This window comes from Hydrogenophaga sp. BPS33 (assembly GCF_009859475.1).
GTDB lineage: Bacteria > Pseudomonadota > Gammaproteobacteria > Burkholderiales > Burkholderiaceae_C > Hydrogenophaga.
Genome location: NZ_CP044549.1, coordinates 1,973,842 through 1,990,749, shown reverse-complemented (window position 1 = coordinate 1,990,749; position 16,908 = coordinate 1,973,842). Strand labels below are relative to the sequence as shown.

Sequence of the window (16,908 nt, the reverse complement as noted above, 5' to 3'; positions counted from 1 at the left end):
TAAGCCCCCCAACATGGTGCAAGCCCCGATATGGGGCGCACCCTTTCGGGGTTACGCTCGACGGCGTGCAAACCCGGCAACACCAGAACGTGTATACAAATTCTGTGCTCAAAAGGCGCCTTGGCGCCTTTTTTGGCGTGTGGGCCGCGCTGGCACCGTTATTGCTGACAGCCACACACGCCCGGGTTTCGCGAACGAACGCCCGCCACCCCTTCACCACAGGAGAACCCATGAACAAGCGCCATCTCATCAAGACCGCCGCCGCCCTGGTCGCCGCCGCCGCCTTCGGCAGCACCGCACAGGCACAGACGCCCATCAAGTTCCAACTCGACTGGCGTTTCGAAGGTCCTGCCGCGCTGTTCCTGCAATCCGCCGCCAAGGGCTACTACAAGGCCGCCGGCCTGGACGTGACCATCGATGCCGGCAACGGCTCGGGCGGCACGGTCACCCGCGTGGCCTCGGGCGTGTACGACATGGGCTTTGCCGACGTGGCCGCGCTGATGGAATTCCACGCCAACAACCCCGATGCGCCCAACAAGCCCGTGGCCGTGATGATGGGCTACAACAACACGCCCGCCGCCGTGCTCGCGCTCAAGAAGAGTGGCATCACCAAGCCCGGCGACCTGACCGGCAAGAAAATGGGCGCGCCCGTGTTCGACGCCGGCCGCAAGGGCTTCCCGGTGTTCCAGAAGGCCAACAACATCGGCAACGTGGCCTGGACCTCCATGGACCCACCGCTGCGCGAAACCATGCTGGTGCGCGGTGACATCGACGCCATCACCGGCTTCTCCTTCACCTCGCTGCTCAACCTGGAAGCGCGCGGCGTGAAAACGGCCGACGTGGTCATCCTGCCCTTTGCGGACTACGGCGTGAAGCTGTATGGCAACGCCATCATTGCTTCGCCCAAGCTCATCAAGGAAAACCCGGCCGCCGTCAAAGCCTTCCTGACCGCCTTCGCCAAGGGCGCCAAGGAAGTGATGGCCAACCCCGCTGCCACCATCGGCACCGTGAAAGAGCGCGACGGCATCATCAACGTGCCACTGGAAACCCGCCGCCTGGCCCTGGCGATCGACTCCGTGGTGGCCAGCCCCGACGCGCGCAAGGAAGGCTTCGGCAAGGTCGACCCGGCGCGCCTCTCGCTCATGGCCTCGCAAGTGTCCGACGCCTACGGCACCAAGACCCGCGTGTCCGTGGCCGACATCTGGAACGGCTCCATGATGCCCTCCGACGCCGACCTGAACGTGCTGCCGCCCGTGAAGAAGTAAAGCCCCTCGGCGCTCCCGCCACAAGGCCAGCGTCCCACCGGCGGCTGGCCTTTTTTTCAGGAAGACGGATCCCATGCAAGAAGCCCCCAGCGAACAGCTCTTCGTCGACTTCGACCAGGTCTGGCTGGCCTACAACGAAGAGCTGCACCGCCAGAACATCTTCGCGGTCGAAGACATCAACCTCAAGGTCAAGCGCGGCGAATTCATCGCCATCGTCGGCCCCTCGGGTTGTGGCAAGTCCACCTTCATGAAACTGGCCACCGGCCTGAAGATGCCCAGCACCGGCCGCATCCGCATCGACAGCCAGCCGGTGACCGGCCCGCTGAAGATCTCCGGCATGGCGTTCCAGGCGCCCTCGCTGCTGCCCTGGCGCACCACCTTGGACAACGTGCTGCTGCCGCTGGAAATCGTGGAGCCCTACCGCAGCCAGTTCAAAGACCGACGCAAGGAATACGAAGAACGCGCGCTCAAGCTGCTGGAAAGCGTGGGCCTGGGCGGCATGGGAAGCAAGTTTCCGTGGGAACTCTCGGGCGGCATGCAGCAGCGCGCCAGCATCTGCCGCGCGCTGATCCACGAACCCAAGATGCTGCTGCTCGACGAGCCCTTCGGCGCGCTCGACGCGTTCACGCGCGAAGAACTCTGGTGCACGCTGCGCGACCTGTGGGAAGCGCAACGCTTCAACGTCATCCTGGTCACACACGACCTGCGCGAATCCGTGTTTCTCGCCGACACGGTGTATTGCATGAGCAAGAGCCCGGGCCGCTTCGTGGTGCAACGCGAGATCCCGATTCCGCGCACGCGCGATCTGGAGGTGACCTACACCAAAGAGTTCTCGGACATCGTGCACGAGCTGCGCGGCCACATCGGCGCGATGCGCAAGGCCGGCACCGTGATCAACCCATAAGGAAGCGGGAGCACCCACATGTCGCAACGACAAAAACAACTCGAACGCTGGTCCCCCTTCATCCTGCTGGTGGCCATCGTCCTGATCTGGGAATTGATCACGCGCGGTTTCGGCGTGTCGGAGTTCATCTTCCCCAGCCCCTCGCGCATCTGGGAACAGACCGTCGAACACAAGACCACCATCCTGGGCCACGCGTGGCGCACCTACTGGGTCACCATGGCCGGCTTCGGCATCGCCATCGTGGTCGGGGTGCTGCTGGGCTTTCTCATTGGCAGTTCGCGCCTGGCCTACGCCGCCGTGTACCCGCTCATGACCGCGTTCAACGCCTTGCCCAAGGCGGCCTTCGTGCCCATCCTCGTGGTGTGGTTCGGCATCGGCGCGGGTCCGGCCATCCTCACGGCCTTCCTCATCTCGTTCTTCCCCATCATGGTGAACATCGCCACCGGCCTGGCCACGCTGGAGCCCGAGCTGGAAGACGTGTTGCGCGTGCTCGGTGCCAAGCGCTGGGACGTGTTGATGAAGGTCGGCCTGCCGCGCTCCATGCCCTACTTCTTCGGCTCGCTCAAAGTCGCGATCACGCTGGCCTTCGTGGGCACCACGGTGTCGGAAATGACGGCGGCCAACGAAGGCATTGGCTACCTGCTGATCTCGGCCGGCTCGTCCATGCAGATGGGCCTGGCCTTCAGCGGCCTGCTCGTGGTCGGCGTGATGGCCATGCTCATGTACGAGCTGTTCAGCTACGTCGAGAAGCACACCACCGGCTGGGCCCACCGCGGAACACAAGGCGCTTGACCCCCGAACAAGTGCAACGCCACCTGCGCCGCGCCAACGACGTGGCGCGCCACGCCGCCGGCATGGGCCGCCACCCGTTCGGCGCGTTGCTCGTCGCGCCCGATGGCGAAACCGTGCTGGCCGAGCAAGGCAACATCAACACCGTGAACCACGCCGAGTCCACGCTGGCGCGCACGGCGGCCGACAACTACCCCGGCGAATACCTGGCGCGCTGCACGCTCGTGACCACCTTCGAGCCGTGTGCCATGTGCACCGGCACGCTGTACTGGGCCAACATCGGGCGCGTGGTGTACGGCGCGAGCGAAGAGGCCTTGCTCGCGCTCACCGGCGACCACGAAGAGAACCCCACCTTGTCGTTGCCGTGCCGCGAGGTGCTGGCGCGCGGGCAGAAACAGATCGAGGTGATTGGCCCCGTGCCCGAACTCGAAGCCGAGATGCTCGCGCCGCACCAGGGCTTCTGGGCGGCGCGCTGACGGCGGTGCCCGGCGCCCCGGTGCGCCTCAGCGGTGCGCCTCGGCCTCCCCCGCCGCGCTCAGCATGGCCATCAAGCGGCGACGAATCAGGATCCCCGGCCGGTCGGAGTCCATCGAGTACTCCACGCCGCGCCGCCGCAAGTCCACCACCGCGTCCGGGTCGGTCGATTCGAGAATGTCCTTGTCCTCGCGCGTGATCTCGTCGTCGAAGTCGATCAGCATCTGCGCCGGGCAATCGGCCTCGGTGTCGTTGCGGAACAGCCATTGGCACAACTGCATGCGGCCGTCGTCGATCGGCGTGAACGCGTTGATGATCACGTGGCGGATGCCGCTGGGGTACTCGATGTCCAGGCGCCGCGAGAACGGCTGGTAATACGCGTTGCGCATGTGCCGCTGCGTGATCGGGTCTTTCACGCCGCTGATGCGCTGGAAGCGCTCCGGGTTCACCGCATCGATCACCGTCTCGGCATAGAAACCCGCGTCGTTTTCCACCAGCTCGTACTTGCTCGGCGCTGGGGATGCGGCCACCCCGAAGGTGGCGCGGTGCACGAAGCTGAAATGCGAGTTGTCGAACGAGTTTTCCAGCGCGCGTACCGGGCTCGTGTGCCACGTCTCGTAGAACTGAAAAATCGTGCGCCAGCCCTCGGCCTCGAACTCGGGCATATCCGGCACCTCGGCCACCGGGTCTTCCAGCGCCACCCATGCATAGCCGTAACGCGCCACGCAGTGGTACGCCACCGTGCCGTAGTCCTTGGGGATCTCGCGTTCCTTCGGGTACTGCGGAATCTCGATCACGCGGCCCTGGCGGTTGTAGACCCAGCCGTGGTAACCGCACTGGATGCCGCCGCTCTTGCACCAACCCTTGCTCAACTTCGCGGTGCGGTGGCAGCAGCGGTCCTTCAAAGCGGCCGGCGCGCCGTGCTCGTCCAGAAAGAGCACGATGTTTTCACCGAGCAGGGTAAATGGCTTGGGCCCGTCGGCCAGCGCTGCCAACGGCATGACAGCGTGCCAGTAACGGCGGAAGACGGGTTGTTGGGTGACCAGCATGACAAAGCGCTCCTGAAAGAAATGGCCTGAGGAATCTCAAGAGCAATTTCCTGCCCCGCGTGGCGCGGCGCTGAACGCTTCTACTCTGGGTGCGCATGCTAGCAAAACGCAGACCACGTCGCGCGGGTTTTGCGTCGCACCGTTTTGAAGCCTGCGTATTGGCACGGCTCGTGCATACCGGCGCCTTGCAGAGTAGAAGCGTTCAGCGCGTGCCCGTTCATGCACCCGCCCGGAAATTGCTCTTGCCAGTCCCCTGCGGCCATGCGTCGCAGCGGGTTCACGCAAGATCTTTTCATTGGAGCTTCGACATGCAACGCCGTCACTTCTTCGCCTCTTCCGCTGCCGCTGTGTCGGCACTCGCCGCACCCGCCCTCTGGGCGCAAGGCGCGGGCAAGCCTACCCCAATCAAGTTCACGCTCGACTTCCGCATCACCGGACAGACCGCGCCTTTCTTCCTCGCACAGAGCAAGGGCTACTACAAGGACGAAGGCCTGGACGTGAGCATCGACGTGGGCTCCGGTTCGGTCGCGTCCATCACGCGCATTGCCAGCGGTGTGTACCAGATGGGCCTGGGCGACATCAGCTCCCTCATCGAGTTCCAGGCCCAGCAAGCGGGCACCCCTGTGGTGCAGGCCGTGTACCAGTACTACAACCGCGCACCCTTTGCGATCATCGGCCGCAAGGACCGTGGCATCACCAGCGACTTCCGCAGCCTCGAAGGCAAGAAGATCGCCGCCGCCGCCGTCGAGTCCACCCGCCGCGCGTGGCCTCTGGTGGCGCGCAAGCTGCGCGTGAAGGACAACTTCTTCCAGTGGTCCACCACCGACTTCGCCTCGCGCGACAACGTCGTCGTGCGCGGCGACGTGGACGGCGCCACCTACTTCCACGATTCGGCCGTGTCTTTGTTCGCACGCATGAAGCTCGACGAACTCGCCATCCTCGAATACACCAGCGCTGGCGTGAACCTGTACGGCAACGCCATCCTCGCGAGCAACCAGATGATCACGCAGAACCCTGCCGCCGTGGCCGGCTTCCTGCGCGCCACCAACCGCGCCATCCAGGAAAGCATGCGCGACCCGGTTGCCGCCATTGCGGCGGCCAAGCTGCGCGAGCCCATCCTCAACGAAGCCGTGGAGCTGGAGCGCTGGCGCATCACGCAGCGCTACATCGCCGCTGCCGACACGCAAAGCCACGGCCTGGGCGATGTGTTCAAGCGCACGCTGGAACAGCAGGTGGACGAAGTGGTGGACGTGTTCGGCCTCAAGGCCCGTCCCGGTGTGGAAGGCGTGTTCAACCGCGCCATGCTGCCCGCCGCTGGCGAGCGCGCGGTGAAAGCGGCATGAACGCGCTGAGCGAACGCGACGGCGCCTACCTGCGCCAGGCCATCGGCTGGTCGCGCGTGGCGCGCGAGAGGGGCAACCGCCCCTTTGGCGCGGTGGTCGTCGGCGACGACGACCGCGTGCTCGCCGAAGCGTGGTGCAACACCAGCGAAACCGGCGACTGCACCGGCCACGCCGAGACCAACGCCGTGCGCCAGGTGAGCCCCGCGGTGGACCGCGAGACTTTGTCGCGCGCCACGCTGTATTCGTCCGCCGAGCCCTGCGTGATGTGCGCGGGCGCGATCTTCTGGAGCAACATCGGGCGCGTGGTGTTCGGCATCGACGCGGTGCGCCTGCGTGTTTTCCGGGGCGAGCGCGCCGAACAGCGCGACGCCGAACTCTCGTGCCGCGACGTGTTCGCCGCCTCGCCCCACCCTATCGAGTGCATCGGCCCGGTCCTGGTGGACGAAGCGAGCGAACCGCATCTGGGTTTCTGGCAGCCTTGATGGGCTCTGGATAGGCTCTTGATGGGCACCTCACGGCCATTGGACGCACACCCGACCCGTACACTCGCCGCATGCCCTGGCACGCCCAACTCGATCTGCACTACCAACGCGACAACGCCCAACGCACCGTGCTTAGGCACACGCACACCGGGCCGTTGCGCATCCTGAAGAGCCTGTACCCCGAAGGCAGCGGCATCTGCCACAACGTGATCGTGCACCCGCCCGGCGGGCTGGTGGGTGGTGACACGCTGGACATCACGGTGCGGGCCGACGCTGGCGCGCACGGCCTCGTATCCACCCCCGGTGCCACGCGCTTCTACCGCACCGAGGGCGCCACCGCGACCCAACAGGTGGCTCTCACGCTGGAGCCCCGCGCGCGGCTGGAATGGCTGCCGCTGGAATCCATTGCCTACCCGGGCTGTGAAGCGCACAACGTGTTGAAAGCCACGCTCGGCGAAGGCGCGGAAATGATCGGATGGGACGTGTGCGCGCTCGGCCTGCCCACGGCGGGCCAGCCGTTTGATCGCGGCTCGTTTCTGCAACACCTGGAAGTGCCGGGCCTGTGGCTGGAGCGCTCGCGCATCGACGCGGCGGACACGCGGCTGTTGTCATCGCCCTTGGGGTTGAACGGACAGCGGGCGTTGGGCACGCTGTGGTTCGCTTGTGGCACAGCAGTCACGCGGGAGCGGCGTGAGGCGTTGCTGGACGCTGTGCGGGTGGTGGTGGATGGGTGTGGCGACGATGACCTGCAGGCCGGTGCGACTTGCCCGAATGCGCAGATGCTGGTGGTGCGTGGGGTGGCGCCGCTGGTAGAGCCTTTGATGGGCTTGTTTCAGCGGGTGTGGGCGGTGTTGCGGGCTGAGGCTTGGGGGTTGGGGAGTGAGGCGCCTCGGATTTGGAGGGTGTAGTGGGTGGCTTACGCTGCAAAATTTTGCGCATGCTCAAGCCCAAACGAGACGAATCTTGCGGAGCCCACTGAATAAGACGGCAATATGAAATTTTCTCGGAGTGCCGATGTTTTCCTCGGTAGCAACGCTAACATTCAGACTCACGGCAGTGCCGATATAAATTCTTGGAACTCAGGTCGAACATGCGTCAGCGAGTATTTAAAGCTATTGATCTATTTTGCGGAGCAGGAGGTCTTTCGTTAGGCCTATCTAATGCAGGCTTTAAGGTTATCGCCGGCATCGAAATCAATCCTACTGCAGCCGAGACGTACAGAGTAAACCATCCAAAGTCCATCGTCTACGAGCAGGACATCCGCGATATTTCAGTAGAAAATCTTCTGAGGAAGCACAAATTAAAGCCTGGCGATCTTGACTTACTTGCCGGGTGCCCTCCTTGCCAAGGGTTTTCAACCCAGGGAACAAGGAATAGAGCGGCGGTAAAAGATGATGATCGGAACAATCTAATATTCGAATTTCTCAGGGTAGTCGCGTTAGCACTACCGAAGACCATAATGCTGGAGAATGTCCCGGCGTTAGCCCGCGACTGGCGAATTGAAAAGCTCAAAAAAGAGTTAGATGCACTTGGGTACATCATTGACGATGAGTTTATTCAGATAAAGGATGCTGCTGATTATGGAGTGCCGCAGAGACGCAAAAGACTTCTCATTAAAGCATCTCGTTACGGCTCGATCCCGAGCCCTAAAAAAGTGCAAGATAAGGTCACAGTTCGTGCGGCAATCGCACACCTTTTGCCTGCAGGAGAAAGTGGCGATCTTCTCCATGATCTCGGTGAAAGCCGCAGCAAGAAGGTCCAGGAAATTATCTCTCTAGTACCTAAAGACGGTGGTTCGAGGCACGAAATCCCCAGGCGTTATTGGCTCGAATGTCATAAGCGTCAAGAAGGTAGCTATCGCGATGTCTATGGAAGAATGCGTTGGGATGACGTCGCCCCAACGATGACTGGAGGATGCCACAACCCGTCAAAAGGTAGATTTATCCATCCGGTGGAGGATCGAGCGATTACTCTGCGTGAAGCCGCCCTCTTACAGTCATTTCCTTCGACCTATCAATTCCTCCTTAATAAGGGCAAAGATCATGTCGCTCTTATGATCGGTAACGCACTGCCTCCAGAATTTATTAGACGACACGCCCAAGAGTACCTGCAACATCTCAAGGAAATTTCGAATGACGCTGGAACTTAAGTTTGACCCAAAGACAATTGAGCACCTAGGCGTGAGGATGTATTCAACGCTACCTCCTGCTCTTGCCGAACTTATTTCTAACTCATACGACGCAGATGCAAGCGTCGTTTCCCTCGAATTCTTTGAGCAAAATGGCACTCCGAAAGCAATCACTGTCTACGATGACGGACTGGGAATGTCACTCGAGGATATTCAAAAAAAGTTTTTGGTAATTGGGAGAAACCGGCGACATCTCGACGGCGACACTCCTTCTAAGAACTACCAGCGATTGCCAACCGGTAAAAAGGGATTGGGAAAGCTAGCTCTTTTCGGTCTCGCCAAGGAAATCACTGTAGACACCGTGCACAATGGATTGCAGAATCGTTTCAAACTCGATTGGCATGACCTTCTTGCCTCCGATGAAACCTACAACCCAAAGATTGAAATAACAGACCAAAAAACTACAAGATCAAATGGGACGATAATTCAATTATCAGAGTTGAAGCGACGTACTGGCTTTGACCTAGAGGCAATAGCCGATAGTCTGTCGAAAATCTTCTCTGTTGACAACACTTTCAAGATTTCTTTGAAGGATTCAACAGGTAAAACCGCAGAGGTTACGAATGAACGCAGGTACAAGAACATCGAGCAGCAGTTTCACTGGTCCGAAACTGATCTAATAAAACCCGATGATCCATACCACGGAAGACTCAAACTATCTCTCATTACCGCAAAAACACCAATCCCGCCCAGCTCAGGCATGCGAGGCGTGTCCTTGTTTTCTAGAGGCAAGCTGGTGAATGCGCCAGAATATTTTTCGGAAAGTACGTCTAGTCACTTCTATCAATATTTAACAGGTTGGATAGAAGCCGATTTCATAGACTTACTAGACGAAGATGTAATTTCCACAAATCGACAATCTCTAAACTGGGATCATCCGGAGATGTCTCTATTGAGGAATTACCTTTCCAAGATAATGACCGCTGTTGGTCATGATTGGCGCAGGCAGCGCACCACGAGCAAGGAGAAAGATGTCGAAAAAGTCACAGGAATAAACACCACCGATTGGTTTACCACCCTCCCGGGCGACATCCGCGAATCTGTTGAAACCATCGTAAAAAAGATGGGAGATAGCGAAGAAGTGTCGGAGACGTTTGCTCCGGTTCTTCAGGCGCTCTACCGGATTGTTCCTGAGTATCCATTGCTCCATTGGCGTCACCTTCACGATACCATTAAGGCAGGAGTTGAACAGTACTATAAAAATGCTCAATATGGGCACGCTGCTGACCAAGGGGCAAAACTGTATGCCGAGAAATTGCGTCAGTTGTCAAAAAAGGATCTGGACGGAACGGATCTGGCAACTCTCTTCGGGCACCAGTACGACAAGCAAAACAACCAGATAACGCAACCCCCAGTTGTACCTATCAATGACTTGACCACAGAGTCTTTTCGTAATATGCAGCATGGCCAAGCGCATCTAACGCGAGGATTAATGCAGGGCTTTCGAAACCCGGTGAATCATGCACCAATTAATTCGGTAATTCCCGAGCTTATATCTGAATTAGATTGCCTAAACATTCTAAGCTTAGTTTCCTATCTCGCGGGAAAGCTCGACTATGCATCTTCGCAGAAAGCAGCACCTTGACGCGCGCTTGTTGAATGCGAGGACATCGACACGGTCACACTGGTGCGTGCTACCCGCCCAAGCACTAGATAACTTCGCGCGTCCGGTGGCATTCCAGACTATCCACAGTTCTCCATCCTCAGATCGCAACGCTAGCTATACTCCGCCCGTCAAGCACACAGCTTGATCGGGATTGGTCTCCCGTAGGCAGATATCACGCGAAAGCCGCAGACATGCCCCGCAGAGTCTGCGGCTTCTTCGCTCGTGCCCCTTTTTGGCGGCCCGGGTGGGGAGCCTTCGGGCTCGCCGGTTCTTGTGATATCTGCCCGGTAAGACCAACCTGTTCGGGCCGCCGCCCCTCATCAAAAAAGGGGCGGCGGTTGTCCTAAACGGCAATGACTTCAGGGAGCCACAAGCATGGCACGCAACTACAAAACCGTCACCTCATGCAGCCCCGCGCTACGCGGAGCAATCCAATGAGGCGCGCACGCATATCGCCACCCTCACCGGTACCCTGCCAACCAAGGCCCATCACCACGCAAGCGGATGCGCAAGTCATCTGGTTGGCCGGCATGGCCAGCGATCGCGTCGCCGAGCTCTCGCGGCTGTGCAAGGCCTTCACCGCGCTGGAGCGGCTGGTGTCGCCCGAGTACGCGGACGAGGAACACGCCAGCTTGTCCGCTTCGCGCGATCAGTTGGGCGAGCTGCTGTCCTCGCTCAACGCCGACTTGCGCCGGCGCGTGGATGCGGCGGCCGATGCCATGGTGGTGTTGCACGCGCAAGCGCAAATGAACGCCGCGTGCAACGCGACGCTGGCGCGATAGCCACATCGCCCAGCGCCATTGACGGCTGAGCAGGTCAACGTTTCCAGCAACGCGGTCAAGTTTGAGCCTGGCGCGCAACTGGGATGGCTGCCGCTGGAGTCCATTGTTATCCTGGCTGCGAACCGCACCGCCATCCATCACAGTAGGCTGAAACTTCCCGCGATGGAGACTCGAATTGCTGTCACGCGGCAGCCGCCCGAGCGACTGCGCTTGAGCGAACGGCTTTAGTAGGAACCCATGTAGTCGCGCTTGCCGATCTCAACACCGTTGTGGCGCAAGATCGCATACGCGGTGGTCACGTGGAAGAAAAACTGCGGCAGGCCATAGTTCAGAAGATAGGTGCTCGCGGTCAGCTTCTTTTCCTTGGGTGTGCCGGGGCGCAGCACGATCTCGCGGCTCTCACTGGCATCAAACTGCTCGGCCTTGAGGGCGTCCATATGGGCCAAGGCCTTGGCAATCAAGGTTTGCAGGTCTGCGAAGTTGACCTCCGTGTCGGGCCAGGACGGCACCTCGGCACCCGCCAGGCGCGACGCAATGCCCTTGGAGAAATCTGCAGCGATCTGAACCTGACGCAGCAGCGGAAACATGTCGGGGAACAACCGCGCCTGGAGTAGCGCGTTGGGATCGATGTTCTTTTGTGTCGCGTGTTCTTCAGCCTTCTTGAGCACGTCGGACAGGGCGCGCAGCATCTGCTTCAGGACGGGAACGGAGGCGCTATACAGTGGGCTTGTCATATTGAATTCACTTTCGAGTTGGGCACGATCGCCGGGGTTGGCATGGGCAGAGGCTCTGCCGACCATGGAAGGCTAACAGCACCGGGTGAGCCATCTTGAAGGGCTGTCTATTCATCCTCTGGCTATACTCCGCCCGTCAAGCAAAGATCTGCTTGATCGGGATTGGACTCCCGCCGAACCCGCTGTAGCGAAAGCCGCAGCACTTCTTCTCCGCAGGGTCTGCGGCTTCTTCGCTCGTGTCTCCGTTTTGGCGGCTCGGGCGGGGAGCCTAACGGCTCGCCGGTTCTGGCAGCAGGTTCCCGGTAGTCCAACCCGTTCGGGCCGCCGCCCTTCATCAAGTGAGGGGCGGCGGTTGTCCTAACGGCAATGACTTCAGGGAGCCACAAGCATGGCAAGCAATCACGAGCCCGTCACCTCAGGCAGCCCGCGCGCTGCGCGGAGCAATCCAGTGCGGCACACAACAAGATCCACACGCACAGCCCCACCCTCACCGGTACCCAGCCAACCACGGCCCACCACCACGCCAGCGGATGCGCAAGTCATCTGGCTGGCCGGCATGGCCAGCGATCGCGTCACCGAACTCTCGCGGCTGTGCAAGGCGTTCACCGCGCTGGAGCGGCTGGTGTCGCCCGAGTACGCGGACGAGGAACACGCCAGCTTGTCCGCTTCGCGCGATCAGTTGGGCGAGCTGCTGTACTCGCTCAACGCCGACTTGCGCCGGCGCGTGGATGCGGCGGCCGATGCCATGGTGGTGTTGCACGCGCAAGCGCAAATGAACGCGGCTTGCAACGCGATGCAGGCGCGGTAGCCACGCAACCCCGGCCGTGCATCAACGGCTGAGCAGGTTCAACGTTTCCAGCAGCTTGGACATGTTCTCCTTGTCGCGCCGCACGAAAGCCGTGGTCTCCGCCGGCGAGAGTTCCATGCGCTCTGCGCCCTGCCCGGCCAGCAGCTTCTGGTAGGCGGGGTCGGCGTTGGCTTCGGCCACGGCGCGGCGCAGCGTTTCAATGACCTCGGGTGGTGTGCCTTTGGGCGCGGCCAGCGTGTACCAGGTGGACACCTCGGCGCCCGCAAAGCCCACCTCGGCCAGCGTGGGCACGTTGGGCAACAGTGGCGATCGTTGCGCGGCGCCATAGGCCAGCGCCTTGATGCGCCCGGCCTCGATGAGCGGCAAGGTGGCTGACACGTTGAGCATGGCGACCTGCACCTGCCCACCCACCAGGTCTTTCAGGGCGGGCGCGGCGCCGGCATAGGGCACGTGCGTCATCTTGAGCCCCGCGCGCTGCCACACGGCTTCGGCCCCAAGGTGGGTGGCACCGCCCGCGCCCGCCGAGGCAAAGTTGAACTTGCTCGGGTCTTTCTTCGCCTGGGCAATCAGGGTCTGCACGTTGTCGATGCCCAGCGACGGGTTGACCACGAGCACGTTGGGCTGGTTGGCCACGACCGCGATGAAGGCGAAGTCTTCCACCCCGTCATAAGGGATCTTCTGCATCAACGGTGTCACCACGTGGCCGGCCGAGGTGCTGAGGGCCAGTGTGTAGCCATCGGGTTTGGCACGGGCGACGAAGCCCGTGCCGATGGTGGCCGCACCGCCGGCCTTGGCTTCGACGATCACCGAGATTTTCAGGCGTTGCTCCAGCTGCTGAGCCAGACCGCGCGCCAAGGCATCGGCGCTGCCGCCTGCCGCATAGGGGTGCACCAGCGTGATGATGTGGCTGGGGTAGCCGCGCTGCTGCGCCTGCGCGAGCGGCACGGCGGCCGAGAGGGCCAGCGCTGCCGCGCCGACAACGCACGCGCGGCGGTGAAGAGATGGGAACGGGTTCGGGGATGGGAATGCCATAACGAAGGTCTCCTTGGTCAACTTGGGGGATCCAGTGGCCCAGCGACGTGGGTGCTCGCGCAGGGCCGACGCTCAGCCACTCCAGCCTTCACCGCCAGGTGGCTTTTGCAGCATGGGACGCTCGAAGATGTCGCCGAGCGCGGCGTAGAACGGGCCGCCGAGGCGGGCGATGGGGCGCATGCGCACGCTGTCGACGCGGTGACCGTCGAATACATCGTCGCGCAAGTGGAAAGCGACGACCTCGCCGATGTAGAGCGTGTTCACGCCGCGCCCGAGCTTGACGATCTGGTCGAGCCGGCATTCCATCTGCACCGGGGAGAGCGCGATGCGCGGCGCGGCCACGTGGCGGCTGGGCAGCAGCGGCAGGCCCAAAGCTTCGGCCTCGCTCACATCGGGCGGGTATTCCTGGCCGCAGCGGTGCATGAGCTCCATGTGGGCTTCGGTGGCCACGTTGACCACGAACGATCGGCTGCGCTCGATGTTGCGCGCCGTGTCTTTGGTGGCCCCACCCACCGCGCGGCGCGCGATGTTGATGGCGACCATGGGCGGGCTGGTGGCCACGTAGTTGTAGGAGCTGAACGGCGCGGCGTTGACACGGCCGGCGTCGTCGACCGAGGTGATCCAGGCAATGGGCCGCGGTGCGACGCAGCCGACGATCAGGCGGTAGGCGGTCTCCGTGTCGAGCTGTTCACCATCGACGCAGGCATAGCGCTGGGATTCCAAAGTATGTCTCTTCGCTGCTGGGAGAAAGAGACGATGTTGGCGTCGTCGGGCCGCGACGGCCAGGGAAAATTTGGGATGTTTCGTGGGCCGGAAAGCTGGCCCACGGGGCCCGGGAAGACAGGCCGCTCAGCGCCGGGCGGCGCGCGCTGCCTCCAGGCTCTCTTGCAACACGGCGACCAGGCGTTCGGCGACCAGCTTCACGATCGGGCCCGGTGGATGGGCCGCGTCCACGGCCACGCTGATGGCCTGCGGCTCGGCGCCGCGGTCGCGTATGGGCAGGAACACCAGGCGGCCGTCGGCCAGCTCGGCGGCGGCGTCGAGTTCGGACGTGAACATCACGTGCTGCCCGCCCATGGCCAGTTGCTTCACCAGCTGCAGCGAATTGCTTTCCACGAAGCGGCGCGGCTCCTTGAACAGCCAGTTGTACTGCGCCTCCAGGTGCCGCCGTATGGTGATCGCGCGGCTTTGCAGTGCCACGGGGTAGGCCGTGGCTTGCTGAAGGCTCACGCTGCCACGCGCCGCCAGCGCATGCCCGGGTGCGACCACGCAACCCAGCGGCAGAACCTCCTTCCACAGCACCAGCAGCTCGCGGCGTGGCGCCAGGTTGAAGATGGCGGCCAGATCGGCTTTGCCGCCCATGAGCGAGACCTCCGCGTCATCGGGCGTGGCCAGTTCGACGGACAGGCTGATCAAGGGGTGCGAGCGGCTGAGGTCGTCGACCAGGCGCGGGAGCACGCCGGTGGACATGCTGTCCATGGCGGCGAGTGCCACCACGCCCTGGTGCACACCCTGCAGGCGCCGCACCTCGGCCGCGAGCTGGCGTTCGTCCTGGCGCCAGCGCCGCACCATGGCGATGACCGCTTCGCCCGAGGGCGTGAGCCGCATGCCGCGCGGCAGGCGTTCAAACAGCGGCGTACCCAGTTCGTCTTCGAGCTGAAGGATCTGCCGGTTGATGGCCGATGCTGCCACGTGCAGTTCCCGCGCGGCCTTCTGGATCGAGCCCGAACGCACGACCTGATCGGCGTAACGCAGACTGGCGGGAACGAGGGAATGAGGCATGGAACGAGCGTTGGGGGCCGGCAGTAAGGGCCGACAAATCATACTGATTTTGCGAACGCAACCAAGCCAATTCTGAAATGGACGGCAACGCAGCAGCTGCCTACGATGCCTTCCATGACCCAGCCACCACAAACACTCGACGAATTGAACACTTGCTCGGCGCAGGCCTTTGCCGCCGCCATGGCCGACATCTGGGAACACGCACCTTGGGTCGCTGCGCGCGTCGTGGATCAGCGGCCATTTGCCAGCGTCGCCGCGCTGCACCAGGCGATGGTGGACGTGGTGGCGGCGCTGGACGAGCCGGCCCGTGTGGCTTTCTACGCCGGTCACCCGGAGCTGGCCGGGGCCGATGCCCGGCGCGGCAGCATGACGGCAGACTCGGTGGCTGAGCAAGGCACGCTGTCACTGGCCAGTCTGTCGGATGCCGAAGCCGAGCGCTGGGACGCGCTGAACCAGGCTTACCGCACGCGCTTTGGTTTTCCTTTCATTCTTTGCATCCGGCGCCACACGCGCGAGTCGGCGCTGCGTGCTTTCGAACAGCGCCTGCAGCACGACCGCACGACCGAGCTGGCCGCGGCGCTCGACGAGATCGCGGCCATCACACGGCTTCGTCTGGAGGCCCGCATAGTTTCTGCTACCCCGACCGCCTTGACCTGACCTCACCACACCTGAACTGGAGCTGCCCCATGAACCACCTTCGCCGTCTTTCCCTGCTGGCCTGTGCCATAGGCCTGCTGAGCACCGCCGCTGCGCCCGTGATGGCGCAAGGCACCTACCCCGACAAAGCTGTGAAGGTGCTGGTGCCGCTGCCCGCTGGTGGCGGTGTGGACATGATCACGCGCCTGGTGGGCCAGAAGCTGGCGGCGGTGACCGGGCAGCCCTTCGTGGTGGACAACCGGGGCGGCGCCTCGGGTCGCATTGGACTGCCCGTGGTGGCCAAGGCGCCGGCGGACGGCTACACGCTGTTGACGACGTCCGCGTCGTTCCTCACCACCAACCAGCACATCTTCAAAGAGATGCCCTACGACGCGCAGACCGACTTCGCACCGATCACCAAGTTGGCCAACCAGTCCATCGTGCTGGTGGTGCGGGACCGCAACAAGTTCGCCACGGCGGGTGCGGTGGTGGCTGCGTCGAAGGAGAAGCCCACTTCCGTCAACTACGCCTCATCGGGCGATGGCAGCCCCCAGCACCTGGCGGCGTTGCTGTTCGAGATGGGCGCCAAGGTGCGCATGACGCACGTGCCTTACAAGGGTGGCGCGCTGGCGATCAACGACTTGCTCGGCGGCAGTGTGGACGTTTTGTTTGCGCCGCTGCCCGAGGCATTGCCGCATGTGAAAGCCGGCAAGCTGGTGGCGCTGGGCATCATGTCCGAGCAGCGATCGCCCTTGATTCCCGATGTGCCCACCATGCGCGAAGCCGGTATTCCCAACGTCGAATTCCAGACCTGGATCGGCATCCTGGCGCCGGCACGCACACCGCGCCCCATCGTCGAGCAGCTGAACCGCCAGATCCACGCCATCCTGGCCAGTGAGGAGGTGCGCAACCAGTTGCGCGATGCCGGCATGGACGTGGCTGCCACCACGCCCGAGCAGTTCGCCAAGACGATCGCGGAAGAGAGTCTGATGCACGCCAAGCTGGTGAAGGCGGCGGGTTTGCAGCCTCAGTGA

General features: G+C 62.4%; 18 protein-coding genes. 13 read left to right on the top strand and 5 right to left on the bottom strand.

Features of this window, described 5'->3' with window-relative positions:
* Positions 1–230: 230 nt before the first annotated feature.
* The 4 genes from F9K07_RS09380 (at position 231) to F9K07_RS09365 (ending at position 3,434) form a co-directional block, all read left to right on the top strand.
* Entirely contained in the window at positions 231–1,265 is a 1,035-nt protein-coding gene (locus tag F9K07_RS09380; protein WP_159591898.1) for an ABC transporter substrate-binding protein, read from the top strand.
* A 73-nt stretch (positions 1,266–1,338) separates the two neighbouring features.
* Entirely contained in the window at positions 1,339–2,169 is an 831-nt protein-coding gene (locus tag F9K07_RS09375; protein WP_159591895.1) for an ABC transporter ATP-binding protein, read from the top strand.
* A gap of 18 nt (positions 2,170–2,187) precedes the next feature.
* The gene (locus tag F9K07_RS09370; protein ID WP_159591892.1) at positions 2,188–2,961 is read left to right on the top strand and encodes an ABC transporter permease; all 774 of its coding nucleotides are present in this window, start codon (positions 2,188–2,190) and stop codon (positions 2,959–2,961) included.
* Complete coding sequence (locus F9K07_RS09365) at positions 2,958–3,434, top strand: nucleoside deaminase (RefSeq protein WP_159591889.1); 477 nt, start codon at positions 2,958–2,960, stop codon at positions 3,432–3,434. The genes F9K07_RS09370 and F9K07_RS09365 overlap by 4 nt, the downstream gene beginning before the upstream one ends.
* A 27-nt stretch (positions 3,435–3,461) precedes the next feature.
* Here F9K07_RS09365 and F9K07_RS09360 read toward each other — a convergent pair whose 3' ends face one another.
* Entirely contained in the window at positions 3,462–4,481 is a 1,020-nt protein-coding gene (locus F9K07_RS09360) for an aromatic ring-hydroxylating dioxygenase subunit alpha (RefSeq protein WP_159591886.1), read from the bottom strand.
* A 308-nt stretch (positions 4,482–4,789) separates the two neighbouring features.
* On the opposite strand from F9K07_RS09360, the gene F9K07_RS09355 reads away from it, so the two are divergent.
* The 6 genes from F9K07_RS09355 to F9K07_RS09330 all read left to right on the top strand — a co-directional run bounded on the left by F9K07_RS09355 (position 4,790) and on the right by F9K07_RS09330 (position 10,882).
* On the top strand, positions 4,790–5,824 hold the full coding sequence (locus tag F9K07_RS09355) for an ABC transporter substrate-binding protein (RefSeq protein ID WP_159591883.1): 1,035 nt from the start codon (positions 4,790–4,792) through the stop codon (positions 5,822–5,824).
* On the top strand, positions 5,821–6,306 hold the full coding sequence (locus tag F9K07_RS09350; RefSeq protein ID WP_159591880.1) for a nucleoside deaminase: 486 nt from the start codon (positions 5,821–5,823) through the stop codon (positions 6,304–6,306). The genes F9K07_RS09355 and F9K07_RS09350 overlap by 4 nt, the downstream gene beginning before the upstream one ends.
* A gap of 71 nt (positions 6,307–6,377) precedes the next feature.
* Positions 6,378–7,214: an urease accessory protein UreD gene (locus F9K07_RS09345; RefSeq protein ID WP_159591877.1), complete on the top strand. Its 837-nt coding sequence runs from the start codon at positions 6,378–6,380 to the stop codon at positions 7,212–7,214.
* Positions 7,215–7,396: 182 nt separating this feature from the next.
* Positions 7,397–8,455 (top strand): DNA cytosine methyltransferase, encoded by a 1,059-nt coding sequence (locus F9K07_RS09340; protein ID WP_159591874.1) that lies wholly within the window; start codon positions 7,397–7,399, stop codon positions 8,453–8,455.
* Positions 8,439–10,079, top strand: coding sequence for a TIGR02391 family protein (locus tag F9K07_RS09335; protein WP_159591871.1), 1,641 nt, complete (start codon positions 8,439–8,441; stop codon positions 10,077–10,079). Before F9K07_RS09340 ends, F9K07_RS09335 begins: the two co-directional genes overlap by 17 nt.
* Before the next feature lie 551 nt (positions 10,080–10,630).
* Positions 10,631–10,882, top strand: a complete 252-nt coding sequence (locus F9K07_RS09330) for a hypothetical protein (protein WP_159591867.1) — start codon at positions 10,631–10,633, stop codon at positions 10,880–10,882.
* Between the two features lie 224 nt (positions 10,883–11,106).
* Here the strand turns inward: F9K07_RS09330 and F9K07_RS09325 are convergent, their stop codons facing one another.
* Positions 11,107–11,616, bottom strand: coding sequence for a DUF1993 domain-containing protein (locus F9K07_RS09325; protein WP_159596879.1), 510 nt, complete (start codon positions 11,614–11,616; stop codon positions 11,107–11,109).
* A gap of 556 nt (positions 11,617–12,172) precedes the next feature.
* Between F9K07_RS09325 and F9K07_RS09320 the strand changes: the two genes are divergently transcribed.
* On the top strand, positions 12,173–12,424 hold the full coding sequence (locus F9K07_RS09320) for a hypothetical protein (protein ID WP_159591864.1): 252 nt from the start codon (positions 12,173–12,175) through the stop codon (positions 12,422–12,424).
* A gap of 21 nt (positions 12,425–12,445) precedes the next feature.
* Here F9K07_RS09320 and F9K07_RS09315 read toward each other — a convergent pair whose 3' ends face one another.
* The 3 genes from F9K07_RS09315 to F9K07_RS09305 form a co-directional block, all read right to left on the bottom strand.
* Positions 12,446–13,456, bottom strand: a complete 1,011-nt coding sequence (locus F9K07_RS09315) for a Bug family tripartite tricarboxylate transporter substrate binding protein (RefSeq protein ID WP_159591861.1) — start codon at positions 13,454–13,456, stop codon at positions 12,446–12,448.
* A gap of 72 nt (positions 13,457–13,528) precedes the next feature.
* Complete coding sequence (locus tag F9K07_RS09310) at positions 13,529–14,179, bottom strand: flavin reductase family protein (RefSeq protein ID WP_159591858.1); 651 nt, start codon at positions 14,177–14,179, stop codon at positions 13,529–13,531.
* A gap of 126 nt (positions 14,180–14,305) precedes the next feature.
* Positions 14,306–15,238: a LysR family transcriptional regulator gene (locus tag F9K07_RS09305; protein ID WP_159591855.1), complete on the bottom strand. Its 933-nt coding sequence runs from the start codon at positions 15,236–15,238 to the stop codon at positions 14,306–14,308.
* A gap of 114 nt (positions 15,239–15,352) precedes the next feature.
* Between F9K07_RS09305 and uraD the strand changes: the two genes are divergently transcribed.
* Together uraD and F9K07_RS09295 are read left to right on the top strand one after the other, a co-directional pair.
* Entirely contained in the window at positions 15,353–15,895 is a 543-nt protein-coding gene (gene uraD / locus F9K07_RS09300) for a 2-oxo-4-hydroxy-4-carboxy-5-ureidoimidazoline decarboxylase (protein ID WP_159591852.1), read from the top strand.
* Positions 15,896–15,924: 29 nt separating this feature from the next.
* Positions 15,925–16,908 carry a Bug family tripartite tricarboxylate transporter substrate binding protein gene (locus F9K07_RS09295; protein ID WP_159591849.1) on the top strand — a complete coding sequence of 328 codons (984 nt, stop codon included), beginning with the start codon at positions 15,925–15,927 and terminating at the stop codon, positions 16,906–16,908.

Coding starts and splice junctions, on each gene's coding strand:
- F9K07_RS09380 (WP_159591898.1), top strand. CDS start 231: ATGAACAAGCGCCATCTCATCAAGACCGCCGCCGCCCTGGTCGCCGCC.
- F9K07_RS09375 (WP_159591895.1), top strand. CDS start 1,339: ATGCAAGAAGCCCCCAGCGAACAGCTCTTCGTCGACTTCGACCAGGTC.
- F9K07_RS09370 (WP_159591892.1), top strand. CDS start 2,188: ATGTCGCAACGACAAAAACAACTCGAACGCTGGTCCCCCTTCATCCTG.
- F9K07_RS09360 (WP_159591886.1), bottom strand. CDS start 4,481: ATGCTGGTCACCCAACAACCCGTCTTCCGCCGTTACTGGCACGCTGTC.
- F9K07_RS09355 (WP_159591883.1), top strand. CDS start 4,790: ATGCAACGCCGTCACTTCTTCGCCTCTTCCGCTGCCGCTGTGTCGGCA.
- F9K07_RS09350 (WP_159591880.1), top strand. CDS start 5,821: ATGAACGCGCTGAGCGAACGCGACGGCGCCTACCTGCGCCAGGCCATC.
- F9K07_RS09345 (WP_159591877.1), top strand. CDS start 6,378: ATGCCCTGGCACGCCCAACTCGATCTGCACTACCAACGCGACAACGCC.
- F9K07_RS09340 (WP_159591874.1), top strand. CDS start 7,397: ATGCGTCAGCGAGTATTTAAAGCTATTGATCTATTTTGCGGAGCAGGA.
- F9K07_RS09335 (WP_159591871.1), top strand. CDS start 8,439: ATGACGCTGGAACTTAAGTTTGACCCAAAGACAATTGAGCACCTAGGC.
- F9K07_RS09330 (WP_159591867.1), top strand. CDS start 10,631: ATGGCCAGCGATCGCGTCGCCGAGCTCTCGCGGCTGTGCAAGGCCTTC.
- F9K07_RS09325 (WP_159596879.1), bottom strand. CDS start 11,616: ATGACAAGCCCACTGTATAGCGCCTCCGTTCCCGTCCTGAAGCAGATG.
- F9K07_RS09320 (WP_159591864.1), top strand. CDS start 12,173: ATGGCCAGCGATCGCGTCACCGAACTCTCGCGGCTGTGCAAGGCGTTC.
- F9K07_RS09315 (WP_159591861.1), bottom strand. CDS start 13,456: ATGGCATTCCCATCCCCGAACCCGTTCCCATCTCTTCACCGCCGCGCG.
- F9K07_RS09305 (WP_159591855.1), bottom strand. CDS start 15,238: ATGCCTCATTCCCTCGTTCCCGCCAGTCTGCGTTACGCCGATCAGGTC.
- uraD (WP_159591852.1), top strand. CDS start 15,353: ATGACCCAGCCACCACAAACACTCGACGAATTGAACACTTGCTCGGCG.
- F9K07_RS09295 (WP_159591849.1), top strand. CDS start 15,925: ATGAACCACCTTCGCCGTCTTTCCCTGCTGGCCTGTGCCATAGGCCTG.